The sequence below is a fragment of the Metabacillus idriensis genome (assembly GCF_009674765.1).
In the GTDB taxonomy this organism is placed as follows: Bacteria; Bacillota; Bacilli; order Bacillales; family Bacillaceae; genus Bacillus_P; species Bacillus_P idriensis.
Genome location: NZ_WKKF01000003.1, coordinates 56,129 through 82,003, shown reverse-complemented (window position 1 = coordinate 82,003; position 25,875 = coordinate 56,129). Strand labels below are relative to the sequence as shown.

25 protein-coding genes are annotated in these 25,875 nt (G+C 42.8%); 18 read left to right on the top strand and 7 right to left on the bottom strand.

The window, feature by feature from the left end; all coding sequences use genetic code 11:
- Nucleotides 1-103: 103 nt before the first annotated feature.
- Complete coding sequence (locus GJU41_RS13370) at nt 104-1,603, bottom strand: phytoene desaturase family protein (RefSeq protein WP_070879683.1); 1,500 nt, start codon at nt 1,601-1,603, stop codon at nt 104-106.
- A 182-nt stretch (nt 1,604-1,785) separates the two neighbouring features.
- Between GJU41_RS13370 and GJU41_RS13365 the strand changes: the two genes are divergently transcribed.
- From GJU41_RS13365 to GJU41_RS13355, 3 genes are all read left to right on the top strand, one after another.
- A complete protein-coding gene (locus GJU41_RS13365) occupies nt 1,786-2,712 on the top strand; it encodes an alpha/beta hydrolase (RefSeq protein WP_154318925.1) in 927 nt (308 codons plus the stop codon).
- Nucleotides 2,713-3,026: 314 nt separating this feature from the next.
- Nucleotides 3,027-4,292 (top strand): lysine N(6)-hydroxylase/L-ornithine N(5)-oxygenase family protein, encoded by a 1,266-nt coding sequence (locus GJU41_RS13360; RefSeq protein ID WP_154318923.1) that lies wholly within the window; start codon nt 3,027-3,029, stop codon nt 4,290-4,292.
- A gap of 76 nt (nt 4,293-4,368) precedes the next feature.
- Nucleotides 4,369-4,884, top strand: a complete 516-nt coding sequence (locus GJU41_RS13355) for a type 1 glutamine amidotransferase domain-containing protein (RefSeq protein WP_154318921.1) — start codon at nt 4,369-4,371, stop codon at nt 4,882-4,884.
- 29 nt (nt 4,885-4,913) lie between these two features.
- On the opposite strand, the gene GJU41_RS13350 is transcribed toward GJU41_RS13355, so the two are convergent.
- Together GJU41_RS13350 and GJU41_RS13345 are read right to left on the bottom strand one after the other, a co-directional pair.
- A complete protein-coding gene (locus GJU41_RS13350; protein WP_154318919.1) occupies nt 4,914-5,078 on the bottom strand; it encodes a hypothetical protein in 165 nt (54 codons plus the stop codon).
- Nucleotides 5,079-5,160: 82 nt separating this feature from the next.
- Nucleotides 5,161-5,388: a DUF1128 domain-containing protein gene (locus GJU41_RS13345; protein WP_083328402.1), complete on the bottom strand. Its 228-nt coding sequence runs from the start codon at nt 5,386-5,388 to the stop codon at nt 5,161-5,163.
- 271 nt (nt 5,389-5,659) lie between these two features.
- Between GJU41_RS13345 and GJU41_RS13340 the strand changes: the two genes are divergently transcribed.
- Genes GJU41_RS13340 through GJU41_RS13330 form a run of 3 tightly spaced genes read left to right on the top strand, consistent with a single transcriptional unit; the run spans nt 5,660 to nt 7,334 of the window.
- The gene (locus GJU41_RS13340; protein WP_154318918.1) at nt 5,660-6,130 is read left to right on the top strand and encodes a low molecular weight protein-tyrosine-phosphatase; all 471 of its coding nucleotides are present in this window, start codon (nt 5,660-5,662) and stop codon (nt 6,128-6,130) included.
- 18 nt (nt 6,131-6,148) lie between these two features.
- The gene (locus GJU41_RS13335) at nt 6,149-6,487 is read left to right on the top strand and encodes a YtxH domain-containing protein (RefSeq protein WP_070879688.1); all 339 of its coding nucleotides are present in this window, start codon (nt 6,149-6,151) and stop codon (nt 6,485-6,487) included.
- A 4-nt stretch (nt 6,488-6,491) separates the two neighbouring features.
- Entirely contained in the window at nt 6,492-7,334 is an 843-nt protein-coding gene (locus tag GJU41_RS13330; RefSeq protein WP_070879689.1) for a YihY/virulence factor BrkB family protein, read from the top strand.
- A gap of 264 nt (nt 7,335-7,598) precedes the next feature.
- Here the strand turns inward: GJU41_RS13330 and GJU41_RS13325 are convergent, their stop codons facing one another.
- Nucleotides 7,599-7,745, bottom strand: coding sequence for a BH0509 family protein (locus GJU41_RS13325; RefSeq protein ID WP_070879690.1), 147 nt, complete (start codon nt 7,743-7,745; stop codon nt 7,599-7,601).
- A gap of 115 nt (nt 7,746-7,860) precedes the next feature.
- Complete coding sequence (locus tag GJU41_RS13320; protein ID WP_154318917.1) at nt 7,861-9,021, bottom strand: MFS transporter; 1,161 nt, start codon at nt 9,019-9,021, stop codon at nt 7,861-7,863.
- A 131-nt stretch (nt 9,022-9,152) separates the two neighbouring features.
- On the opposite strand from GJU41_RS13320, the gene GJU41_RS13315 reads away from it, so the two are divergent.
- Entirely contained in the window at nt 9,153-9,536 is a 384-nt protein-coding gene (locus tag GJU41_RS13315) for an OsmC family protein (protein WP_070879691.1), read from the top strand.
- 31 nt (nt 9,537-9,567) lie between these two features.
- On the opposite strand, the gene GJU41_RS13310 is transcribed toward GJU41_RS13315, so the two are convergent.
- Nucleotides 9,568-9,984, bottom strand: a complete 417-nt coding sequence (locus GJU41_RS13310) for a pyridoxamine 5'-phosphate oxidase family protein (RefSeq protein ID WP_070879692.1) — start codon at nt 9,982-9,984, stop codon at nt 9,568-9,570.
- Nucleotides 9,985-10,112: 128 nt separating this feature from the next.
- Here GJU41_RS13310 and cax point away from each other — a divergent pair, with 128 nt between their 5' ends.
- From cax to GJU41_RS13295, 3 genes are all read left to right on the top strand, one after another.
- Nucleotides 10,113-11,165, top strand: coding sequence for a calcium/proton exchanger (gene cax / locus GJU41_RS13305; RefSeq protein ID WP_070879693.1), 1,053 nt, complete (start codon nt 10,113-10,115; stop codon nt 11,163-11,165).
- 196 nt (nt 11,166-11,361) lie between these two features.
- A complete protein-coding gene (locus GJU41_RS13300) occupies nt 11,362-11,973 on the top strand; it encodes a YczE/YyaS/YitT family protein (RefSeq protein WP_224771427.1) in 612 nt (203 codons plus the stop codon).
- Between the two features lie 66 nt (nt 11,974-12,039).
- Nucleotides 12,040-12,825, top strand: coding sequence for a YfkD famly protein (locus GJU41_RS13295; RefSeq protein ID WP_070879695.1), 786 nt, complete (start codon nt 12,040-12,042; stop codon nt 12,823-12,825).
- A 33-nt stretch (nt 12,826-12,858) separates the two neighbouring features.
- On the opposite strand, the gene yfkAB is transcribed toward GJU41_RS13295, so the two are convergent.
- Entirely contained in the window at nt 12,859-13,986 is a 1,128-nt protein-coding gene (yfkAB, locus tag GJU41_RS13290; RefSeq protein ID WP_070879696.1) for a radical SAM/CxCxxxxC motif protein YfkAB, read from the bottom strand.
- A gap of 141 nt (nt 13,987-14,127) precedes the next feature.
- Here yfkAB and GJU41_RS13285 point away from each other — a divergent pair, with 141 nt between their 5' ends.
- The 8 genes from GJU41_RS13285 to map all read left to right on the top strand — a co-directional run bounded on the left by GJU41_RS13285 (nt 14,128) and on the right by map (nt 25,754).
- Nucleotides 14,128-14,319: an SE1561 family protein gene (locus tag GJU41_RS13285; protein WP_070879697.1), complete on the top strand. Its 192-nt coding sequence runs from the start codon at nt 14,128-14,130 to the stop codon at nt 14,317-14,319.
- A 341-nt stretch (nt 14,320-14,660) separates the two neighbouring features.
- Complete coding sequence (locus tag GJU41_RS13280; RefSeq protein ID WP_154318913.1) at nt 14,661-18,890, top strand: phosphodiester glycosidase family protein; 4,230 nt, start codon at nt 14,661-14,663, stop codon at nt 18,888-18,890.
- 351 nt (nt 18,891-19,241) lie between these two features.
- Nucleotides 19,242-20,774: a fumarate hydratase gene (locus GJU41_RS13275; protein ID WP_154318912.1), complete on the top strand. Its 1,533-nt coding sequence runs from the start codon at nt 19,242-19,244 to the stop codon at nt 20,772-20,774.
- A 156-nt stretch (nt 20,775-20,930) separates the two neighbouring features.
- A complete protein-coding gene (gene pdaA / locus GJU41_RS13270) occupies nt 20,931-21,701 on the top strand; it encodes a delta-lactam-biosynthetic de-N-acetylase (RefSeq protein WP_070879754.1) in 771 nt (256 codons plus the stop codon).
- A gap of 83 nt (nt 21,702-21,784) precedes the next feature.
- A complete protein-coding gene (locus GJU41_RS13265; protein ID WP_070879699.1) occupies nt 21,785-22,648 on the top strand; it encodes a DNA-3-methyladenine glycosylase family protein in 864 nt (287 codons plus the stop codon).
- 16 nt (nt 22,649-22,664) lie between these two features.
- Nucleotides 22,665-24,062 (top strand): 23S rRNA (uracil(1939)-C(5))-methyltransferase RlmD, encoded by a 1,398-nt coding sequence (gene rlmD / locus GJU41_RS13260; RefSeq protein WP_070879700.1) that lies wholly within the window; start codon nt 22,665-22,667, stop codon nt 24,060-24,062.
- Nucleotides 24,063-24,380: 318 nt separating this feature from the next.
- Nucleotides 24,381-24,893, top strand: a complete 513-nt coding sequence (locus GJU41_RS13255) for a P-loop nucleotide/nucleoside kinase family protein (RefSeq protein ID WP_070879701.1) — start codon at nt 24,381-24,383, stop codon at nt 24,891-24,893.
- A gap of 120 nt (nt 24,894-25,013) precedes the next feature.
- The gene (map, locus tag GJU41_RS13250) at nt 25,014-25,754 is read left to right on the top strand and encodes a type I methionyl aminopeptidase (protein ID WP_070879702.1); all 741 of its coding nucleotides are present in this window, start codon (nt 25,014-25,016) and stop codon (nt 25,752-25,754) included.
- Nucleotides 25,755-25,875: the final 121 nt, after the last annotated feature.

The following is a 25,875-nucleotide window of genomic DNA, read 5'->3' as shown; positions in this document are numbered from 1 at the left end:
CCGCCGCTCTGACCCGATTTGGCAGGATGTGAAGTGAACGTCTAACTTGAAAATAGCCTTTTTTAGCTGAAAAACCGCGCAAAACCGCAGACTACTGTCCCAATCATTCCCTCTCCGCTTTCCGAATATCAGCCAAAACCGACTGATAAGCATGATATCCGCTTACCGATACGGCAATCGTGCCCGCTCCAGGAAAGACGCTGTCCCCGCATAAGTAAATCCCCTTAATTCCAGTCCGATGGGAAAGACTTTTGAATAAGGCGTGATCAAGTGTCTGAGGATAGCCGCCAACCATACCCGATGGCCGCTTTGTGAACCGTTCCCATGCTTTTGGGGCGCCTGTCATCATGTCTATTAAGTTTACCCGAAGACCAGGCAGAGCCATTTCAATGAATTGCAGCATCTTTTCAGTGAGAACTTCTTTATAATAATCATATTTTTCTTTCGTATCCCAATTTCCAAGCTCTGTGTGCGTGCTTGATGTCATTGTCCGGAAACCGGCCGGTGCACGAAGCGTGTCATTTTTCTTTGAGATGGAAAGGAAGATATGGTGACCTTCAGCCAATTTGCCTGAATGATTATCTATGACTTGATGAAAAAGCGGGAAGTTTTCCGGTATGAGTTCTTCTTTCACCGTCATGTAAAGAGTCATCGTTCCCCATTGGGAATGAGACTTTTTCTTGGCATAGGATTTGCTTAAAGATTGCTGCAGGTCTGGTGACAAGATCTTGGTGAAGCTTGGCAAGGGGAGGTTGCATATAACGTAGTCAGCGTAAGAGGTCCGTTCTCTTTGATCTGTCACCATATAGCCGTTTTTTTCCCTGTGGATTTGCTGAACCCAGGAGCGCTTGCGCAATGTACCTCCACCAGTTTCAACTGATTCTGCCAGACGCTCCGCAATTTGATACAGGCCTCCATTTATATAAAAAGCACCCTCATGGTAGACAGTCAGTGCGTAAGCACCGAGTATGGCCGAGCAATCGCTGCTTGATGTCTGCATGGAATCGATCAGCTGTGCATCGATGATATGAACAAATTCACGCTCATCGTTCAATCTGTGCTTTTTCAGAAGTGCGCTCAATGTTTTTTTAAAATAGGGAAGGAGCCTCAAGGTAGACGGCTGTAATGACTGCAGCAATTTACTCCATTCCGAAGCTGTTTTTGGAGGGAGAACAGGAAGCGGATCAATCAGTTTTTTTACCTCTGCTCCCATTTGCCATATTTCCGTGTAAAATGAATCAATTTTATTGCTCAAATCCGGAAAGTGGCTTTTCAGTTCATTGATGTAAGCAATGCGGTCACGGCAGTAGCTCACCGTTCTTCCCGGCAAATGAATGTCCATAACGGTATCAAGCAGAGAATGTTCTTCAAAAGGAAGATGAAGCACTTCAAAGATTTTTTGGTGAACGCCGCCTTTTTCAAAACCCATACCAAGTGTTGCTCCGACAGGAAATAAGGAATGACCGCGCTTAAATTTTCCTGCACATCCGCCCCATTCATTAGAAGCTTCAAGCACTGTCACTTCGATCTGATTATCAGCAAGCAATGCAGCAGCTGTCAGCCCTCCGATTCCGCCTCCAATCACAACAACCTTATGCGTCATTTTCCACACCTCATTCAACCTGATTTCTGTCATTGTACTGTTAGCATTCACAGACACCCAAGTTTCAATATGCTCTGCATAATTAAAAAAACTTTTACAGAACTTAAAACATCAGCTTTACATTTTTCACCTATGATGGAAGGAATTAATATGATGGGAAAAAGGGAAGTGAAGGTGATTTCATGTGGATTGTTATTTGTTCTATCCTTGCCGTTTTTTTAACGATCCTCGCTGTGTCCTATTTTTTCAGCAGCCTGATTACCGTTCCAAGAAAAGTGGCATACGAAAAAACGTATTTGCTTGGAGTAGAGAGCGGGGAAATCAATACGGATATATTTGAAAGCGCTCAAAAAGAAGAATGGTTTATCGACTCTTTTCACGGCTATCAAATTCACGGAATGTGGTTTCCTGTTTCAGAAAGCAAAAAAGCAATTATCATCGCACATGGCATTACCTGGTCACTGTTCGGGAGCTTCAAATATGTGGATATGTTTCAAAAAAAAGGATTTAACGTGCTTTTATGTGATCATCGTTTTCATGGTCTGAGCGGCGGTGACCACACCTCTTTCGGCTATTACGAGAGTGATGACTTAAACGCATGGGTGGACTGTCTTCATGAAAAACTGGGTGAAGATGCTTTTGTAGGAATTCTTGGTGAATCACTTGGAGCAGCTTCTGCTCTTCAATATGTAAAAAAAGATCCAAGAGTTGCGTTTTGCATTGCTGATTGTGCATTCAGCGATTTGACGGAATTGCTGAAAACGAGACTAAGAATTGATTTCAAAATAAAGTTTTACCCGCTGATCTCCTGGACCAGTATTGTGACGAAACTCCGTTATGGGTGGGGGTTTGAAGAAATCAAGCCTGTCAGGGATCTTGAGCATACGAAAACGCCGATTCTTTTTATTCATGGAAAAGAAGATCGTTTTATTCCGATGAAAATGACGCTGGATATGTATCATTTGAAAAAAGGGATGAAACAGCTTTATATAGTCCCAAAAGCAGGTCACGCGCAGGCCTTCTTAACAGACCCGAAAGGATATGAAAGAAAGGTACTGGAATTTATTTCATTGATCGAAAGCTATAAAGAGAGTGCAGCGGAAATGTGAAATCCTGCAGATTTGCTCTCTTTTGGTTATCCTATATCCGGTATGGGTAAAGATATTTTAAAAGAAAGGCTCTTTTCGTAAATATTGTTGCTATTAGACTAGATGTTAAAAACCTTTAGTGGATGGCAGCGGATAAACTTGACTCCTGCGGGAAATAGAGAGCAAATTGGGAGACCCCACAGGCAACGCCGAGGAGGCTCCCATGCTCCCCGCGGAAAGCAAGTTCCTCTCGCTGCAAGGAACAGGCATTATTTGTATTGAAAAACAACAATCTATGCGAAAACAGCCAAATGAAAAGACAAGCAGGTGACAGGATGTATGACGTAATAGGAATTGGCATTGGGCCTTTTAATCTTGGAATGGCAGCATTAATTGAGGACATTCCTGAGATAAACGCTGTTTTTTTTGACAAAAGCGAGGAATTTGTATGGCATCCGGGTATGCTCATTGAAGGATCTGATCTGCAAGTTCCCTTCCTGGCAGACTTGGTTACATTCTGCAGCCCGAGAAGCAAATATACATTTCTTAACTATTTACATACTCATAACAGATTATATCCATTCTTCTTTTTTAATCGATTTGATATTCCCCGGAGAGAGTACAGCGAATATGCAGCATGGACCGCTTCAGAGCTTGATAGCTGCACATTCAGTTCATGCGTCACTCATGTAAAATATAAAAAAGATCATTATGAAGTACATGTTGAACATGACGGGGAAGCTGCTGTCTATAGAACAAAACATGTATCACTCGGCACAGGGAGCATTCCGCTCATACCGATTGAAATAGATACAGGAGACTATGTGATCCATTCAAGCGACTACTTATATAAACAGGAAAACATAAAGAAGAAAAACGCCATAACAGTTGTAGGGTCTGGACAAAGTGCAGCTGAAATCTTCCTTGATCTGCTGCAGTCGGAGGATCGTTTTAACTACGAACTGAGCTGGTTCACCCGTTCAGCAGGTTTTATGCAGCTTGAATCTGCGAAGCTTGGCCAGGAGGTTTTTTCCCCGGACTTTGTTAACTATTTTCAGGAGCTAAGCTTTGAACAAAGAACGAAGGCGCTTCCTGAGTTAGAGCACCTGAGGAATGGCATTGACAAAAAAACGCTCGTTTCCATTTATGATCTGCTTTATCACCGTTCCATTCACGGCAAGGATGCGCGTGTAAAAATTATGCCTCTGACCGAGGTGAAGGACTTGAAAGAGGATGAAAGTGGGTTTACTTTGAAATGCCATCAGTGGCAAAAGGAAGAATCCTTTCTGCATCAGACAGAAGCCGTTATTTTTGCAACTGGATATAAGCCGAATCTTCCTGACTGGATTGAGGAAATGAGGGATGACATTGTCTGGGAGGACGAAAAAAGGTATAAGGTTGAAGCTGATTACAACCTTGTTTTTAAAGATCAAAGAGAGCAGAACATTTTTGTCCTGACTAACCTTGAGCATTCTCATGGAACAGGAGCAACAAACCTTGGATTATCTGTCTACCGAAATCAGCAGATTATTAATTCCATTTTAAACAGAGAGCATTTTAAAGATCAGGGAAGAACGGTGTTTCAGCAATTTGCGCCATAATATGCTAAATACATGTTTTATATGTGTTCCAAAGGGTAATTTAAATAGTGTTAACAATTTGAGGAGGTTCTAGGATATGAGTAAAAAAATTGCTGTCGTTGTAACGGATCATTTTGTGGACTCTGAATATACGGAGCCTGCAAAAGCATATAAAGAAGCAGGTCACCAATTGACTGTTATTGAAAATGAAAAAGGAAAGACCGTAAAAGGCAAACAAGGACAAGAGTACATCAAGGTAGATGCATCGATTGATGAAGTAAATGCAGATGACTTTGATGCGCTGTTTATTCCGGGAGGTTTTTCTCCTGATATTCTGCGCGGTGATGATAAGTTTGTCACATTCACGAAGAAATTTATGGATGACAACAAACCTGTATTCGCCATTTGTCACGGGCCGCAGCTGCTCATTACAGCGGAGACCCTTAAGGGCAGAGATGTTACAGGATTTAAATCAATTGCCGTTGATTTAAAGAACGCCGGTGCAAATTTCCATGATAAAGAGGTTGTTGTATGCGGCAATCAGCTTGTAACAAGCCGCACACCTGATGATCTGCCTGCATTTACACGTGAATCGCTCAATCTTTTAAAATAATAAAAAAATAGCCCGCGCAAAGCGCCGGGCTATTTTTTATCTTCCAAATCTGGATTTTCAGCACTTGGAAGCGGATCTACATTTATTGCATCTTCTGTATGAATCGCAGTCTTAAGTGCATAAATAACAAAAACAATACAAGTAATAAGCAACAGGAATAAAACAATTGTTGCAAGCCACCACATTGCAGCCATTTTTCAGCCCCCTTTGTACACATATATGCAAAAGGGGACGTGCTGAGAATCTATTTATCCTTTTTCTAAAGGAAGAAATGAATTAAACTTTTCTCAGGTTGCCAAGCTCTTCAACAATAGCCTGCATTTCGTTTGGTGAAAATGTATTTTTCTTCATGACTAAATCGTAGATATCCTTCAATTCTTCATACATCTCTTCGTCAAAATGCGAAGGTTTAATCGCACCAATATTAATGACGCGCAATTTTTCTTTAATTTGTTCAATCATGTATTCTACGTTTTCAACCGATTTTTCTGATAGATTATTCAACTGAATTCATCCTTTCAAACTTTCCCTTTTAAGTATTATTTATTGTACCATGTTTTATATCAATAAAAGCTGCTTATTATGAAATCACTTATGTAAAGAATAGAGAAATGTACCATAAATAGAGCAAGGGGAAACATACATATTAAAAAGACTTGTTTTTTATCCCGTAAAAGCCCGATTGGTTCAACTAACCATCACCGAGGATAAGGGATACCCCCAATGATGGAAGTTTCACTTTATGGTAATTGTCTTATCCGGCAGGAGGAAAATGATGATTAAAGTAGTATTTGTTTGTTTAGGGAATATATGCCGTTCTCCGATGGCAGAAGGAATTATGAGGCATTTAATTGAAGAAGAAGGTTTGAGCAAAGCGATTATAACGGATTCAGCCGGCACCGGGGACTGGCATATTGGCCATCAGCCGCATGAAGGAACAAGGAAAATCCTTGATCATCACAAAATTGGGTACGAAGGGATACAGGCAAGAAAGGTGACCCTTGATGATCTCCTGAACTTCGATTACATTATTGCGATGGACAATGAAAATCTTGGTTACTTAAGGAGGCTTGCGGGGTACTCTAAAACAGGATATGTCGGAAGGCTGATGGACTTTGTGCCGGATTCAGATCTAGCAGACGTACCTGATCCTTATTTTACAGACAACTTTGATGAGGTTTACGAAATGGTGCACACAGGATGCTGTCACTTGCTCGATCGTATTAAAATAGACCATAACTTATAAGAAGAGGGGTTATTTAGAATGAGTAATGAATCAAACAGTTTATTTCTAAAAGGGCTATTCGCCGGAGCTGCGGTTGGAGGAGCCCTTACACTTCTTCATAAGCCGACAAGAGAACAGTTTGTCGCACAGGGAAAATCTTTAAAAGATAAAACAGCTCTATATATTGAAAATCCATCTCTTTTAACTGAAGAGATCAAACAGCAGATTGATCAGGCAAAGGGCGTAATCCAGGAAGCTAAGGATGATATTGAATTTATCAATGAAAAAATAAATGAACTTAAAGAAACAACACCTCAAATGATTGAAATGATAGAAGAAACAAAAGAAAGGTTTCTGAGCGATCCAAAAGAGAGGTGAATAAATGAAAAGCGTGAAACAGCATAAGCAGACCCCGAAATCCATCCTAAGAGACCTGTTTGAGCGTTTTTCAAAAGATGAAATCATCGGCCTTTCGGCAGAACTCGCCTATTTCTTTTTACTTTCTCTGTTTCCGTTTTTAATCTTTTTAATTACGCTTATCGCCTTTCTGCCGCTTTCTCAGGCAGATATCTTAAACTTTCTTGCGCAATATGCACCAGGGGAGTCTGTAGAGATTATCAAAAACACCCTGGCTGAAATCGTCAGCAATTCAAGTGGAGGATTGCTTTCGTTTGGGATCCTTGCCACTTTGTGGTCTGCCTCAAATGGCATTAATGCCATTGTCCGTGCTTTTAACCGCGCATATGACGTCCCTGAGAGCCGATCATTTATAGTAGCGAGGGGAATGGCGGTTTTACTTACAATTGCAATGGTTTTTGTGATTTTAGTTGCTCTGCTTTTGCCTGTATTCGGGAAAGAGATCGGGATGCTCCTTTTTTCTGTGTTTGGACTGTCAGAAGAGTTTTTAACCGTATGGAATATGGGAAGATGGATTGTCAGTGCGATTATTTTATTTATTGTTTTTACAGCACTCTATTTTTTTGCCCCGAACAAGCGTTTGCATCTGAAGGATGCGATGCCGGGCGCCGTTTTTGCAACAATCGGCTGGGCCTTTGTGTCATTCGCCTTTTCTTATTATGTCGGAAGCTATGGCCATTACAGCGCTGCCTATGGCAGTTTGGGCGGAATCATTGTTCTGATGATCTGGTTTTATCTGTCCGGAATGATCATCATGATTGGCGGAGAGCTAAATGCCATTCTTTACAAAAGAAAAGGAACCCATTAATATTTCCAATGATTGTGTGTGATAGAGAGCGGGAAATAGTGAAACAGTAAAGAAGAAGATCATGATCTTCAAATCTTGCTGGGCAGGTGAATCTTCATGGCAAAGCATTCGAAAAAAGGCGGGAGCCATAACAAGCAGAATTCAAAAAGCAAGCCGCAGCATAAAACAAGTGGCAGTGCAAACGGTCAGAACGGCTACCACTAAACCAAAAAAGCAAACCGCATCTCTGCGGTTTGCTTTTTTATAACGGTTAAGTTATTCGTACTATTCAGCCAACTGAATGTAACTGTGATAAGCCGATGAATAAATATGCTCAATATCCTCATCCGTCATATACATCAATGTCTCTGTCTCGATATCCTTCATTTTTGAAATAAATTCGATCATGTTTTTGCGCTCTTGTCTTTTCATAATAATAATTCCTCCTGTTATAGTATTGTTATGATACAGATTGTATTTGTTAATGCTATTATATAACAGACAATTCAAAATGTTCAACCTATATTTTAAAAAAACCGCCAATTTTTTAATTATTGGCGGTTTTAAAAGCAGGCTGCTTAAAGAAAGCAGTCGTTATAAAAATCAGAAGCAGGATAAAGCTCACTACGTGAAAAAAATTGGCCGATGTAACATGTTCAATGTATAGTCCGCCTAAAAATGGACCGGATATGCTTCCAATGCTGAAAAAGATGCCGCACAGCAGGTTTCCTGCAGGCAGCAGATTTTTAGGAAGCAAATCAGCCATAAAGCTGATGCCAAGTGAAAAAGTTGACCCGACAACCATACCGGCTATGAAGAAACAGATTACAAGCGGAACGAGCGTATCGGCAAAGCTTGCGGCCATAAAACTGATAAAGCCAAACAGCATAACGAACATGATGGTGTTTCTTCTGCCAAACCTGTCGCTTATGATCCCGAGAGGAAGCTGAAAAACAATCGCCCCGACAGCAAAAGAGGATAAAATGATCGATACAGATGAAACGTCTATTCCTGTCCGAAGTGCATACACAGGATAATTTCCGTTTAGCGAAGCTTCCAAAAAACCATATCCGAACGTTGGAAGAAATGCGACCCATGCAAGCTTCGATGCTTTTGCAAAGCGTTTAGCTGTCCCGAAAAATGAAGTGGATCCCATGTCCTGTTCAGGAAAGTCATTCTTCAGGAAAAAGACGAAGGCCCATGCAATCAGACTAATGCTGCCAGAAAGGATAAATGGCAGGCTTGAGCTTATTTCAGCAAGCGGAACCATAAGCGGACCTGCTGCAAAGCCAAGCCCAAAAAACAATCCATAAAGAGAGATATTTCGTCCGCGCTTTTCTTCAGAAGATATGGATGTAATCCAAGTTTGGGTTGAAAAATGCAGCATATGGTCTCCGACACCGATTAAAAGTCTAAGCAAAAACCAGAACCAAAATGACTGAATCCATAGAAATCCAAATAAACTGATCGCAACCATGATTCCTCCAACTAAAATCAGAGGCTTAAAGCCAAACCGCTTTAAAGGACCTTCCATAAAAGGAGAGGCAATTAAAACACCTATGTAGAGTCCTGTGGCATGAAATCCATTGACAGAAGAGGAGTACCCATCCTGCTCAAAGATAATAGCGATCAAAGGGAGAAGCATTCCCTGTGAAAATCCTGAAATAGCAACAATACTGACGAGAATAGCAAATTTGAATTTCGGCATAATCCTGACTCCTAACTCTATTTTCCATCCTGAATGTTACACCCATTATTCATGCCAGACAAGGAAAATTGCATATCGTTTTCGAACAATTGTTTTTTCGGGTATGATGGCATAAAGAAAGGATGATCACAGTGGAATTTAAAATGAGAGAAGTAGGATTTACCGCTGACTTTGAATACGGGGAACTTCATGTTGCGGGAAATGAAGAATACGGTTTTCGCCCCTATCAGCTGATGGTTTCATCCATTGCCGTATGCAGCGGAGGCGTTCTTAGGGGAATCCTTGAAAAGAAAAGATTAGTTGCTGAAGACATTAAGATTCAGACATCTGTAACGAGAAATGAAGAAGAAGCGAACCGGATTGAGAGCATTGCCATCCATTACATTATTAAGGGCCAAGACCTTCCGGAGGAGAAAGTGGAGCAGTCGATTAAATTGGCCAGAAAAAATTGCCCAATGGTACGTTCAGTGGAAGACAGCATTCAAATAACGGAAACCTTCGAAATAATAAAATGAGACTGTGCTAATGCACAGTCTCATTTTTGATTTAAAACTCAATGATTTCCGGTTTGCTACCTGCCTTTTGATAATATCTGATTGATTGAGGCGTTATTTTTAACAGTAAGTAGTTTGGATCGTCAGGTCCGGAAATCCATTCTTTTAACTCCCTGTTCCAGAATTTTTCTTTTAGTTCGGCAGATTCTTCAACAGATGCATTGCCTTCAATCTCCGCGTAATCATTTTTCCAGCCGTCGCCTTCAAAGCCAAGAAGAACATGTACGTTTGGATTGCTTTCAATATCTTCTGCTTTGTGGGTATCTTTGTTTGTGGCAGTATATAAGGTCAGTTCATCGTGGAAAAACAGCATAAACCTCGAAAATGGCTTGTTTTGACGGATTGTAGCAAGTGTTCCGATTTTATGTTCTTTAAACATTTGCAGAACTTTTTCTTTTGCTTCACTCATATCCAATCACTCCTTTCATATCTATCATTAATCTGCATCAAATTGATGTTTTCATACGCAGCAGAAGCATGTGGTTTAATTTTTCCCGAAATAGAGAAAGAATAAGGAGAAGAAAGGGTGAGAATGGAATGAATCGAATCTTTTTTATTGTTGTAATGGCAGGTGTTCCTCTTTCTGTTATAGGGAGTCTGATGCACTGGCCGCAGCTCATCATGTTTGCCGTTTACTGTATAACGATTATTGCTCTTGCGGGTTATATGGGAAGAGCGACTGAAAGCCTGGCGATCGTGACAGGTCCGAGAATTGGAGGCCTGCTGAACGCAACCTTTGGAAATGCTGTTGAACTGATCATTTCTATTTTTGCATTAAAAGCAGGTTTAATTGGAGTTGTTCTTGCTTCTTTAACAGGCTCTGTCCTTGGGAATTTACTGCTAGTAGCGGGACTGTCCTTTTTCGTTGGCGGATTAAAGTTCAAAAGACAGGAGTTCAATATATATGATGCGAGGCATAATTCAGGTCTTTTAATTTTTGCTGTTGTTGTAGCATTTGTGATCCCTGAAATTTTTGCAATGGACATGGATGAGGCAAAAACGTTAAACTTGAGTATAGGCATTTCCGTTATTTTAATTATTTTATATTTAGCAGCCTTGTTCTTTAAGCTTGTTACACACCGTGGTGTTTATCAGCATGATACAGATGTGGCAGAGGAGCATGAAGAACCGGAATGGTCGGCTAAAAAAGCCCTCACAATCCTCTTGCTTGCTACAATTGCAGTAGCTTACGTTTCGGAGAGTCTCGTACATACATTTGAGGCTGTTGGCGAGAGCTTCGGCTGGAGTGAACTCTTCATCGGGGTCATTATTGTTGCAATTGTCGGAAATGCTGCAGAGCATGCATCTGCAATCATCATGGCTTATAAAAATAAAATGAATATAGCAGTCGAGATAGCGGTGGGATCCACCTTGCAGATCGCCATGTTTGTAGCGCCGCTTCTTGTCCTGATCTCCTTATTGTTCACAAAAAAAATGCCGCTTGTCTTTACAATGCCGGAATTGATTTCAATGGTAACCGCCGTTCTCCTGACCATTTCGATTACGAATGATGGGGACACGAACTGGTTTGAAGGGGCAACCTTGCTTGCAGCCTACTTGATCATGGGCATTGGCTTTTATCTTTTGTGAAAAAAAAAGGGACTCTGTGCTTAGCACAGAGTCATTTTTACGTGTAGGACGAAACAATTAATAAGAAGCTAACCCTCATGAAATCATGGGAGTTATTATTAATGTAGCATATTATTTAAAATTTGTAAATATTCAGTTTTTAATTCTTTGCTGCAAAAAAAGGACATACATATAGAGATTAAAGGGGATGGAGAGCATGATTTATCGATTGGCCTTTTTTGTAATCGGTTTATTTGTATTGGCATTTGGCGTGACACTGACAATTAAAGCAAACCTGGGAGCAGGAGCATGGGATGCACTGAACGTCGGACTGACAGATCAAATCGGTTTAACAGTCGGCAGCTGGATTTTTATTGTAGGGATCTTAATTATTCTTTTAAATGCCGTTATTATGAGAGAAGCGCCAAAAGTACTCGGCGTGTTTACCATTTTATTAATCGGTTTTTTTGTTGATTTCTGGATGCTTTCTATTTTTCAGGACTTCAATACACAAAATATCTTTTTCAAAGGGGTCATTTTATTTTTAGGAATTTTATTAATAGCCATTGGCGTTTCTATTTATCTTCAAACCAGCTTTCCGGCAAATCCAATTGACCAGCTCATGATTACGCTTCATCAGAGGTTTGGACTAAGCCTTATGGCTGCAAAAACAATTGGCGAAGTCGGTGCTCTTCTTCTGGCTCTTTTATTTGCAGGCCCTATTGGTCTTGGGACAATCATTATTACCTTCGCAATCGGACCGCTGATTCAGCTGTGCAATCCTCCTGTAAACGCGGTTATTGGTAAATGGATGGGAAAACTTAAATAAAATGTTGGATAAAGAAGTAAGAGCTTGAAAACAATAATTGTAAAGCAACCGAAAGGGGTTTAGGAAATGAGAAAATGGATGCTCGTTTCAATGGCTTTGCTCTTATCAATTGGTTTTTCAAGCTCTGCTTTTGCTGTGAACAAAACGAAGGTGCCAAGCTCTGTTCTGGATATCTCGAAGGAGAATACGTATCCGAACCCAACTCAGGATCTCCCGTATCTTCAGCCGAGCGAATTTGCACAAAGCCTGATTAAAACATCTAAAATTCCAATTGAAAATCCTAATTTAATTCGTCTTCTGAATGAATCGACAATCTCTGATAATCCGCTCTCAATCGGATACAGAGCAACGATTTTCCTCGGGCAATGGGCATTAAATTACGAATCAGGCGAAACCGCAGTTAACTGGGAATACCGGAAAATCAATACCAATTTCTTTGATAACCGCGGCGGCAAAGCAACAACTCAAATTCATTACAAGCAAGAAGCGCAAAAGCAGGTAAAAGGCGGCTTAACCGCCCATATTCCGAGTGAAGAAGATGTGAAAAAAATGATGCTCCTAAAGGCAATGAAAAAGACAAGCCTGCCTTTATCATTTCAGACAATCATCGGAACGGGATCAAAAAAAGAACAGATCTATAACATTCCCCCAAAAAGAGTCGGATATTTAAATGCATACGCACCGGCAGTCAATGAAAAGGGCAAAGTAACATACGGCGAAGTTTACTTAGTGTTAAAAGGAAATAAACGAAAAATTGTTGTTCAAAATGTAACATCTCAAGGAATTGGCGCCTGGATTCCTGTTCAGGATCATGCTTCTTTCGGATTTACCGTTTCGGAACAGCCGAGATAATCAGAAAAGCGAGCCTTTAACGGCCCGCTTTTTTTATATGACGGATTTCCTTTTTTGAAAATCTATCTCCTGATAATAACTATTTTTCACCAAAAGGTTTGGACCAAGGCATGAAACAGCGGGGCAATGGCAGTTAAGCTCCCGTGCAAGCTTGGATTCATTCCAGCGGTCATAGGCTGATTGGAGGGTATCTGTTTGAATGTTTCCAAGCTCAGGTGTATCCCCAAAGTCTGTTACGATAATTTCTCCGTTAAATATATTGACATTAAGTCTTGAGCGGCCGTCAGGGTCATTGCGCACTGTTACGTTTTTGCTTTCCCGAAGGCGTCTGATCAGCTTTATGTCTTCATCTTCATCACTGCAGGCATAAAAAGGCAGTGTGCCAAACAGCATCCACACATTTTCATTGCGAATATCGAGCAGCTGATGAATCGAAGCTCTGACTTCTTTTAATGAAAGGGTCTCAAGGGCACTTGCGAAATCTGAGGGATACATAGGATGAATTTCATGACGCTGGCATTTCATATCATTCACGATTTGTTCATGTATTTTTTGAATATGAGGCAATGTCCGCTTATTCAGCATCGTTTCAGCAGAAACCATCACTCCTGCATCCACCAGAGCACGGCTGTTTTCAATGATCCGGTCAAAATAAGCAGTCCGCTGCTCATAAGTCGGCTTCCGGTCCATCATCGCAAATCCGCCTTCTGCAAAATCATCCTGCGTTCCCCAGTTATGAGAGATATGTAAAACATCCAGGTAGGGAGCAATTTTTTCGTAACGCGCCAAATCCAGTGTCAAATTTGAGTTTATCTGCGTACGAACCCCCCGTGCACGGGCATACTTTAGTAAAGGAAGCACATAATTGTCCACTGATTTAAGCGACAGCATAGGTTCCCCGCCTGTAATACTGATTGACCTGAGCGTTTCTACTTCGTCTAACCTTTTCAGGATTAAATCAATCGGCAATGCTTGCGGATCTTTTGGAGAGAGCGTATAGCCAACCGCGCAATGCTCACAGCGCATATTGCACAGGGTCGTAGTCGTAAATTCAACATTCGTTAAAGTCAATTTTCCATACTGCTTTATATCTAAATAAGCCTCCCAAGGATCATGGGAAGGTGTAATGGGATGTAGTGTATTTGCTGCTGATGCATTCATTCATAAAACTCCTTTTTCAAGTTCACATAGAGAACATTCTATCATGAACATCATATTTTAGAATACCTTATCGGCTCGTGCTGTTGTCAAAGCATAGCGAATAAGCTACGATATCACTATCAGTGAAAGGAGAGATACATCTTGGGCAACGCCGTTCATGATAAAGACTCACAGTTAAAATATTTAAAAACACGCTTAAATATGTTTATGAATGTTATCGATTCAATGGATCCTGAGTCAACAGACGTAGAGGATATTGATCGTTTAATTAAAATGCTTGATGAGCTTGAAGTAAAGCAGGAGCAGTTTAAAAAGGACTGGGATAAAGAATAGATGATGGAAGGGCACCTGATGAGGGTGTTCTTTTTTTGTTTTTATCTTATTGAGCTCCAGTGGATTGCGGTGGAAGGAAATGGTGATGATTGCAAAAAAAGGAAAAAGGTACCATAGAAACAAAGAATAAATCAGATCCATAGCCTCCTCATACCAAAGACCTGAATGGAACAAAATTCTCTTCTATCATACGTAGTCCATACATCCCTCATTTACACTAAATCTACATTTAGCGGTACTTTTAGACCTGTAAAATTTACAAGCATTAAAAAAAACACCAAATCCTATCAACAATCGCCTTCTATAATAGAGAAGTACTTACTACGATCCGGAGGTGCAAGATGAAAGGGAAAAACAAGCTTGCCGTCATGCTGATGGCCTGCACGCTGCTGATTCAGCCGGTTTCCGTTCTTGGAGAAGAAACGGTCCCGTCAGAAAAAAGCACAGTGTTAAAAGCGGAGCAGATTTCTTCAGGCATTACACACACTGAAAAGCAAATCGAGAATTTCGGGGTAACAGCGGGAAACAGCCAGAGAGTGAACGTTCTTGAGGCAGATCTTGCGAACCCGAATGTATCCGTTGTCACATCGAAGGCACTTGAACGAGTCGTTGCTGCAGAGACCCTCCCGTCACAGGCTGCAAGAGAGGAATTCAAGGGGAAAGACATTGTTGCAGGCGTGAATGCAGATATGTTCAATATGCAGACCGGCATCAATATGACGCTCCAGGTGCAAAACCGCAATCTTCTTATAAATCACAGCTATCCTTCAGGCGTTGCTCTTCATCCTGTTTTTGCGATTGACCAAGACAAAAAACCTTTTATTGGAGAAGTTGAAATGAGGGGCTCGCTGTCATACAGCGGCAAAAATGTAAAAGTGGATACACTGAACCGCAATGAAAACGCGGGAGAAAAGCTTGGCATTTTCACACCAAAGCTAAACCAGAAGGGCATTTTGACCTTTGACGACCGCAATGAGACCTTCATTAAAAATGGTGCCATGGCAGTCGTAAGAGAGGTAAAGGACGCTTCTGCCATCAAGGCAGGACAGGCCTACACAGGAAAAATCGAAAAGATCTACCCATCTTATGAGAGCATTGATATTCCATCAGACAGCGTCATTATTGCCGGATTCGGGTCAAAAGCGGAAATGATCCGAAATGATTTAAAAGAAGGCATGGAGATCTCCTTCCAGTTTGATCTTTTCACAGGAGAAAACAGAGTCCTCAAAAACGATCTTACAGAGGCTACAGGCGGCTATAACTGGCTTGTTAAGGACGGAAAGGCCCTTTCAAAAGACGAGCTTGTGTCCAAGTATGGCAGCCACGTGCTGCTGAAAAGTGCCAGAACCGCGATTGGGATTACAGCAGAACAAAAGGTCATCACAATGACGATTGATAAACCAAGTACCCTTTTTGATAAAAGCCAGGGGGTAACGCTTGTTGAAATGGCTGAAATCATGGAGGAGCATGGGGCAGTCTCGGCTCTTGGTCTTGACGGCGGAGGATCGACAGAAATGATCGTCCAGCAAAAAGGAAAAAGCGCGCTTGAGACGGCCAATCATCCGAGTGACGGGCAGTCAAGGTCGATCACAAACGGCATTCTCTTTGTCAATCATTCAACCAAGACAGGTGAAATCGGGGAAGTCATTGTAGAAAGAGATCTTACGATTTTCAAAAATGCAGCTTTTCCATTCGGGGTAAAAGCAACAGACAGCAACGGCAATCCTGTCATGATTGCCAGCCGCTCCATCCAGTGGAAAGCTTCAAAGGGCACCATTGACAAAACGGGTCTGTACAAGGCGCCTGCACAGGCAGGGACAGATACAGTGGAAGCTGTCATCAACGGAGTAAGCGGGCAGGCATCTGTTAACGTCATCGACCAGGTGGACGACTTCCAATTTGCTGATCAGGGACCGGTTATTCTTCAGCCGGGTGAGGAAAAGAAACTAGAGGCTGAAGCCGTGAAAGACGGAAAAAAGGTCATCCTCACGGGAGATGCGATTGACTGGGAGATGGACATCCAGTTTGGTGAAATCACTTCAGACGGCACCATCCAAATAAGAGAAGATGTCCCTGAAGGAACAAGGACAACCGTAACTGCAAAGCTTGGCTCAATTGAAAAGGAGATTGAGTTATTAATAGGGCTTAAAGAACAAGTCATCGATGACTATGAAAAATATCAAAAAGAAGGGTATGAAGTATCAGGCTTCATGGGCGGCACACATCAGCTGACCGGGGACGAGGCTAAATTCGGAGAGCGCAGCTTGCGTGTGGATTACGATTCGAGAAAGTGGGAACGCAAATACAACGGCACGATTAATGTCATCCCCCACTGGTACAAATCAGCATCAGGAGTATGGCCGGACGAGCTTGCTGATTCCATGTATGAAACCTATAAAACAGATATCCGACCGAAGAAATTCGGCGTATGGGTGTACGGTGACGGAAAAGCGCCGTGGGCACGCCTGATTTTCAAAGCAAATGGTGTCAACAAAACGCTGGATCTTGCACCGAAATTAGACTGGACCGGCTGGAAATACCTTGAGGTTGAGCTTCCGCAGGACTGGGCGCTGCCGATCGTTTTCAACTATCTCTATTTTGTAGAAACGAACAAAAGCATCCCTGACTACAGCGGAACCGTTTACCTGGATCACATGAGATATATTTACACGAACGAAACAGAAGACTTTAACGGACCGGAATTCAAAGAGATTACACCTGCGGGAAATACCGTCTATGAAAACAGGATTGCTTTTTCTTCCCTCCTGATTGACGAAGAATCAGGCGTGGATGCTGATTCAATCGAAGTGAAACTAAACGGGGAAAAACTTCCGCACACATATGATGCTCAAACTGGAAAAGTAGAAGCTGCAGCTGAAAACCTGACAGAAGGCACCTATCACTTGACGGCTTCAGCACGCGACACAAACGGAAGTGTTTCTGTTCCGTCTGTCGATAAAACGATCAAAGTAGACTTGAGCGATGACACAGAAAAGCCGGTGCTTTCAAATGTGACACCAACAGGAAAAGCGGCTGAAAAAACAGCAGAACCGCGAATCACGTTTAAACTCACAGATGAAAAAAGCGGCGTGAAGAAAAATAGTGTTGCTGTAAAAATTGACGGCATACCTGCTCCTGTCCACTACGATGAAAAAACGGGCTGGGCATATGCCGTTCCTGAAAAACCGCTTAAAGACGGCAAGCATTCCTTTATCATTGAAGCAAAAGACCAAAGCGGGAATGTCATGACACCATTCGTGAAGGAATTTGAAACAAAACAGCTTCAGCAGCCGGAAAAGGCCAATCAATTTGCCATTTCTGTCCTGCCTGATACTCAAGGGTTTATGTACTCAAAACGCCTGTTTGACAGAGCTGCAAAAGAAGAAACGGACTTCGTGATGCATGTCGGCGACATCGTGGATACTTCGTCACAGGCTGAATGGGACAGAGCCGTGAGTGACCTTGCCCTTCTTGGAGAAAAACCGTTTTTCGCAACGCCCGGCAACCATGAATCGTTCCAGGGAAACATTGATTTCTATTCAGACATCATTGGTTCCCCAACCTACCACTTTGAATATGGAAACACTCTGATCATCAGCCTGAACAGTGCGTTCGGACAGAGCATTTCAGCCTCTGACCCGACTCAGTTCCATTACCTTCAAAAGCTCCTGAAGGAAAACAAAAAGAAGAATGTCCTTGTCGTCACCCACAATACGACAAAAGATGATTTCGGCACAAAGCATGAAATGAACCCGGCTGATGCCAAGCAATTTGAGGACATTCTCGGAGCCTATAAAAAGAAGAACAGCGGCGTGAACATTCAGGTGCTGTTCGGTCACCTGCATCTCCTGCAGTCATGGAAAAAAGACGGCGTCAACTATACAATTACAGGCAACGGCGCAAGCAAAGGATATGTCTCAAACGACAAAGGAAATATCCTTGGAAGCGGAGTCCTTGAAGTGTCTAAGTCTGGAATGGACTACAAATTCAACCCGTTGCTGACGGAAGTATCCATCGTCGATGATGCCCTCAATGAACAGCGCGAAATGAAAATGGCAGCAGGGGCAGAACGCACTCTCAACCTTTTCGGCGATTTTAGAGAAATCTATGGAAACTATCTTGTCAACCTGAGCTCTTTTGAAGATGTACACACAGTCTGGACCTCTGATAATGAAAAAGCCGTTAAAGTGCTTGAGGACGGAGCCATTCAGACAATCAAGCCAGGTACAGCAAACATCACAGCCGTTTCAGGAGGGAAAAGCAGCACGATTAAAGTGACAGTGGTGGATCCGAACACAATCAAGCCCGTCAACATTGAACTCAACCCAAATAACGAAACAGTTATTGAAGGAAAGAACATCCGCCTGACAGCAACAGCCATCGACAAAGACGGCAACCGATTTGCCATGGACCCGGACAAGCTCTTTATGGAGCTTTCACCTCCGGACTTGGCAGAATGGAAAAACGGAAAAATCAAAACGAAGAAAAGCGGAACCTTGACAGTTTCTTATCAGTATCTGGATATAAAGAAAAGCATGCAGATTGAGATTCTTCCCAAATTAGAAAAGTAGGATAAAGAAGCTGCCCGGGACATTGGCCGGGCGTTTTTTTGACTTTATCAAGACTTTGTAAAATTAAAGTTGCTTACAATCAGGATAATGCTCCAGTGGATTGCAGCGGAAGGAACTTGACTCCTGTCGGATGGAGAGGGAATGGGAGATCCCGCAGGCTGGCCGAGGAAGCTCCCATACCACCCCGCAGAATGGAACGGGTAACAATCCAAGTGTATTCATACGGAAACAGTCTTTATAAAGAAAGAAAAGGCATTCAAACTGTAAGCCTTTCCAACCAAATCACAAAGGAGTATAATAAAAATTGAATGAAATTGACCGAATTCTATAGACAATAAGGGGAGAAACAGGATGGATCGTTTTTATGAAAGTATGTATGAACTAATCGTGGAAACATCAACGAAGCTTCCGAAGGATGTCCGCCGCGCCATTTTGAGAGCAAAGCAGCAGGAAAATGCAGGCACGCGTGCTGCCATGTCTCTCGCTACTATATCCGAAAATATCAAAATGGCTGATGATAATGTATCGCCGATTTGCCAGGATACAGGACTGCCTACATTTAAACTGAAGGTTCCCGTTGGAGCCAACCAGCTAAATATGAAGGAAGACATCTACCGTGCGATTGCACAGGCAACAAAGGACGGAAAGCTGCGTCCGAATTCCGTTGATTCGCTAACTGGCGAGAACAGCGGAGATAATCTTGGGTACGGCACCCCTGTCATAAAATTTGAGCAATGGGAAAAAAATTACATTGATGCCCGCTTAATTTTAAAAGGCGGAGGCTGTGAAAATAAAAACATTCAATACAGTCTTCCATGTGAGCTTGATGGACTTGGAAAAGCAGGAAGGGACCTGGACGGGATCCGCAAATGCGTTCTTCATTCTGTTTACCAGGCGCAAGGACAAGGCTGCAGTGCAGGCTTTATCGGGGTAGGTATTGGAGGAGACCGTACTTCTGGGTATGAGCTTGCAAAAGACCAGCTTTTCAGAAGTTCAGAGGACGTCAATCCAAACCCGGATCTTCAAAAGCTTGAAGAATACATTGTGGAAAAAGCCAATCAGCTCGGTATTGGAACGATGGGCTTTGGCGGAGAAGCAACTCTATTAGGGTGCAAGGTGGGCGTGATGAACCGGATTCCTGCCAGCTTCTTTGTATCTGTAGCATATAATTGCTGGGCATACCGCCGCTTAGGGGTAAACATTGATGCTGCAAGCGGTGAAATTCAAAACTGGCTGTACCAGGAAGGTGAAATGCCAAACCTGAATGATGCAGATCAAGCGGGCGAAGCACCTCAATCTTCGCGAGAAGTTGTGCTCGAAGCGCCAATTACAGAAGAGAAGATTCGTGATTTAAAAGTCGGGGATGTCGTTCATATCAATGGCATGATGTACACAGGCCGCGACGCAATTCACAAATACTTATCTGACCATGATGCTCCAGTTGACCTTGATGGTCAAATCATCTACCATTGCGGGCCGGTCATGATGAAGGATGAAGATGGGAATTGGCACGTTAAAGCCGCAGGACCGACAACAAGTATTCGCGAGGAGCCATATCAAGGCGATATTATGAAGAAATTCGGCATCCGCGCGGTCATTGGAAAAGGCGGCATGGGGCCAAAAACACTGAAAGCCCTAAATGAACATGGCGGAGTTTATCTGAATGCCATTGGCGGAGCTGCACAGTATTATGCAGATTGCATAAAATCCGTTGAAGGCGTTGATCTGATGCAATTTGGTATTCCAGAAGCGATGTGGCACTTGAAGGTTGAAGGATTTACAGCGGTAGTGACAATGGACTCACATGGAAACAGCCTGCATGCAGATGTTGATCAATCGTCTCTTGAAAAGCTTTCACAATTTAAAGAGCCTGTTTTCAGTTAAGGAGAAGCCGGATTTATTCCGGCTTTTTTCAGTTGGTTCCATATGTTACCTTCTAAAAAACAGTATGTAATCTCCGCTCTTTCCAACACTATAAATAGAAACTATGTCAGGGGAGCGATTTCTTTGAAATACTGTTGTGCTATTTTTAGCTTTCTGATGTTTTTATCATTCGGAATACATGCAGCTGAAGCGTCCGTTTCCAACCAGCCAATTAACTGGGGCTTTGAAAAAAGCAGAAACCACAAATCAGCCAACCCCGGTGAGCCGCTTATGAAGCTGCTTAGTAAATATGATGCTTTTTTTATGGGAGATCCCAGCCAAAAATACATTTATCTCACCTTCGACAACGGCTATGAGAACGGGTATACAGAAGGGGTTTTGGATGTTCTGAAAAAACAGAAGGTGCCGGCAGCCTTTTTTGTGACCGGACACTACCTTCTTGACCAGCCGGACCTTGTAAAGCGGATGGCAGATGAAGGACATATTGTCGGAAACCACTCATGGCATCATCCGGATCTGACAAAAGTCAGTGATGAAAGGCTGAAAAATGAACTGGATTCCGTAAAAGAAAAGACTGAAAAGCTGACAGGCTATCAGGGAATTCAGTATCTCCGCCCGCCGAGGGGCGTTTTCAGCGAGCGGGTGCTGGCTAAATCAAAAGAGCTCGGGTACCAGCCGGTTTTCTGGTCGCTTGCTTTTGTAGACTGGCACACAAATGCTCAAAAGGGCTGGAGATATTCCTATGATCAGATGATGAGCCAGATTCATCCCGGATGCATTCTTCTGCTGCATACCGTTTCAAAAGACAATGCAGAGGCGCTTGACAGAGCAATCACAGATTTGCGGAAACAGGGTTATATCTTTAAAAGTCTGGACGATCTCATGATAGACAGGACATTCCATCAGCCGCATTTTTTCTCCCTTTGACCAAGGTCACAGGGAGTTTTCCCTTTTCACAGTGCGTTTCATGATATAATATTCAGTATCAAAAATAAGGGGTTTGAGAACGAATGTGGGAAGAGCGAGTAAAGGTAGATCCTCCATATGATTTTGACCGTGTCCTTGACCGTTTATCCATGGATCCGCTGCATCATGTGAAGATGGCTGAACGGGAAGTGTCCATTCCGATGAGAGATCAGGAAAAAAAGCCGTTTGTTGTTAAGGTGAAGGCTCTTGGAACAAAGGATTCACCTGAGTTTTTAGTGAGCGGAAGCACAAACCGGGAGGCTGCGCTGAAAGAGACGATGCGCATTTTTCAGTGGGATACTTCCCTGCTTGACGTTCAGACCCATTTTCGTTCCTCAAACATAGCCGGTATTTTTCAGGAGCATGACGGCACGCCGCTCGTTCTGGAATTTGGCCTGTATGAGTGTCTGATGAAATGCATCATCCACCAGCAGCTGAATCTGAAGTTTGCCCATACACTGACAGAGCGGTTTGTCCATGCATTTGGCGAGCAGGTGGACGGAGTCTGGTTCTATCCGCTTCCTGAAAAAGTGGCGGCACTTGACTACAGTGACCTGCGGGAGCTTCAGTTCAGCGGACGCAAATCAGAGTATGTCATTGATACATCAAAGCTGATTGCAGAAGGCAAAATAAACCTTGAAGAATTGAAAGATCAGCCGGATGAAGAAATCCTGAAAGAACTCGTGAAAATCCGCGGAGTAGGGCCATGGACGGTTCAGAACCTGCTTCTATTCGGTCTCGGGCGGCCCAATCTGTTTCCGATTGCAGATATCGGCATTCAAAATGCGATGAAAAAGCACTTTGGCCTCGACCGCAAGCCTACTCTGGAAGAGATGCAGGAGCTGAGCAGGGAGTGGGCCCCTTATTTAAGCTATGCTTCCCTTTATTTATGGAGAAGCATTGAATAGAAATGGAGCGTCAAACATGAAGACCAATGAAAAAAACAAAGGCATACCTCTGGAAAAGGGACAAACCTTTCCATTAACCATAAAAAGACTTGGAATCAACGGAGAAGGAGTCGGCTATTTTAAAAAGCAGGTCGTATTTGTGCCAGGTGCCCTGCCGAATGAAGAAGTAGTTGTGGAAGCAACGAACATCAGCGCGAAATTTGCCGAGGGCAAAGTGAAAAAAATCAGGAAGGCATCCCCGCACAGAGTAGACCCGCCATGCCCGATTTATCACGAATGCGGAGGATGCCAGCTTCAACATTTATCATACGAAAAACAATTGCATGAAAAAAGAGACATTGTGGTTCAGGCCATGGAGCGCTTTTCCGGACTTGATCTAGGCAAAACCGACATCAGACAGACGATCGGCATGGAGGATCCGTGGAATTACCGCAACAAAAGCCAGTTCCAGACAGGACTTAGAAACGGAAAAGTCATCGCGGGATTGTACAGTAAAAACTCCCACCACCTTGTCAACATCGATCACTGCATCGTGCAGCATGAAGCAACCAACAAAGCGGTTCAGACAGTCAAACAAATTCTGCAGGACCTGAAAGTATCCATCTACGATGAGCGAAAACGCAAAGGAATCGTCCGAACCATCGTATGCAGGGTGGGCTTCAAAAGCGGACAAGTTCAAATTGTCCTCATCACGGCACAGGAAAACCTGCCGCGCAAGGATCTGATTGTCAGCGAAATCAAAAAGCGTCTCCCTGAAGTCAAATCCATCATGCAAAACGTCAATGGCGAAAAAACATCCCTGATCTTCGGAGACAAAACCGTCCATCTGGACGGAGAAGAAGTCATCCAAGAACAGCTCGGTGACCTGACCTTTGACCTCTCTGCACGGGCCTTCTTCCAGCTTAACCCCGTCCAGACAGTCAAACTCTACGACGAAGTCAAAAAAGCCGCACAGCTCACCGGCAAAGAAAAAATCGTCGACGCATACTGCGGCGTAGGCACCATCGGCATGTGGCTCGCAGACGGAGCCAAAGAAATCAGAGGCATGGACACCATCGCCGACTCAGTCGAGGACGCCAAAAAGAACGCCAAAAAACACGGCTTCAAAAACGCCACCTACGTAAAAGGCACTGCCGAACACTGGCTTCCAAAATGGCTCGGCGAAGGGTGGAGACCTGACGCTGTCGTCGTCGATCCGCCAAGAACAGGCTGCGACCAAAAGCTGCTTGGTGCAATATTAAAGGTGAAACCGAAGAAGTTTATCTATGTGTCGTGTAATCCGTCTACACTGGCGAAGGATATTAAGACACTTTCGAAGGCGTATAAGGTTGAATATATTCAGCCTGTGGATATGTTTCCGCATACTGCGCATGTGGAGTGTGTAGTGCAATTTACATTAAAAAGAGACAACTAACCCTTGAGGAGTTGTCTCTTTTGTTTATTGAAATGTTTTAACAAAGCTATATCTGAGTTGAATTAAAATGATCCCTTAAATAGATACTTACGAAAAAATCAACAACCTCCACTTTTGTATACAGGTAAACGTAGAAATTCTTATAAGGTATAGAATATCGTTTGATATAAATATTTATTAATAGAAGACGTTATTTGTTTTAACTAATAGCACAGTTGCTCATTGTAATTCGATAAAGTCCAACTCTTTTTCTTCTGATTTCTAATTTATATAAAAACAGTACATGTTCAGCAATTATTAACAAGGGCGGGATTTAAATTGAAACAACTTGGAACGCTATACTTTTTCTGCGGAAAAATGGGCGCGGGAAAATCTACGGAGTCAAAGCGATTGGCGACAGATAAACGTGCAGTACTGCTGTCAGAGGATGAATGGCTTTCATCACTTTATCCGAATCAGATTGAATCATTTGTGGATTACAAACGATTTTCCCTTCAGCTAAAGCCATTGGTAAAAAAGCACGTTCAAAACATATTATGTGTCGGTACAGATGTAGTGATGGACTTTCCGGGCAACACTCAAAAGCTGCGAGAATGGTTTTTGACTATGGCTGCAGAGGTTCATGCAGACCATCAGCTGATTTATCTTAACCTGAGTGACGAAAAGTGCTTGCGCCAAATTGCTCAAAGACGTAAGGAACAACCCGAACGAGCGGTTTTTGATACGGAAGCGGTGTTTCATTATGTCACAAGTTTTTTTGAAGCGCCAGATGCATCTGAGGGTTTACATGTTTTAGAATTGAGTGGAGGATCAAAAGAGTTGAATCAGTAATTTAACAAAACGCCCTCCAAATATAGCCGGCAGATTGATCCTGAAGCATAATCCGGGTATTTTCAATTAAACAATGGAATAATGACTCCTATAGAAGAAAAAGAAAACGAGGTAGAAAAAATGATTGCTAAGACAGAAGAAGATTTCAGCGGTTTAAAGGAAATCGGAAAGATTATCGCGTCCATTCGGGATGAGTTGGTTCGAAAAACGGTTCCCGGCATTACGACGAAAGAGCTTGATGATTTTGCCGGGGAGCTTTTTGAAAAAGCAGGGGCCGTTTCAGCACCAAAAAGCGAGTATGATTTTCCAGGGTTTACGTGCATCAGTGTGAATGAAGAGGTGGCACACGGGATTCCTGGTGACCGGGTGATCCAGGAAGGGGATCTCGTCAATATCGATGTGTCTGCTTCCAAGAACGATTATTTCGCTGATACGGGAATCTCATTTGTCGTGGGAAAAGGTGAAGAAGTCTTAACGAAATTATGTGACGCTGCGAAGAAGGCTTTTGAAGCAGGCCTTGAGAAAGCAAAGCCCGGTTCCAAAAAAAGCAGAATTGGAAAAGCGGTCTTTGAAACAGCGCGACAGCATGGGTTCACCGTTATCAAAAACCTTACCGGTCACGGGATCGGCCGTAAAATCCACGAAGCCCCTGACCATATTTTAAATTATAATGACCCGTGGGATGATGAGATACTGAAGGAAGGAATGGTTATCGCCTTCGAACCGTTTATCTCCACCTCTGAAGAAGAAGTGTTCCAATTGGAAGACGGCTGGACCTTTGCTACGGAAAAGAGCTATGTCGCTCAAGTGGAACATACGATCATCCTGACGAAAAACGGGCCGATTGTTTTAACCCTTTAATGCTGGTTAGAAACAATTTTGAGAAAAGGTAACCAATATGATGCCCAGCTCCGTTCCACCAAGGATCGGGGCGTTACAATTTGTTCTAAAACAAGAAGCAGGAACGCGTCAACAGGTTCCT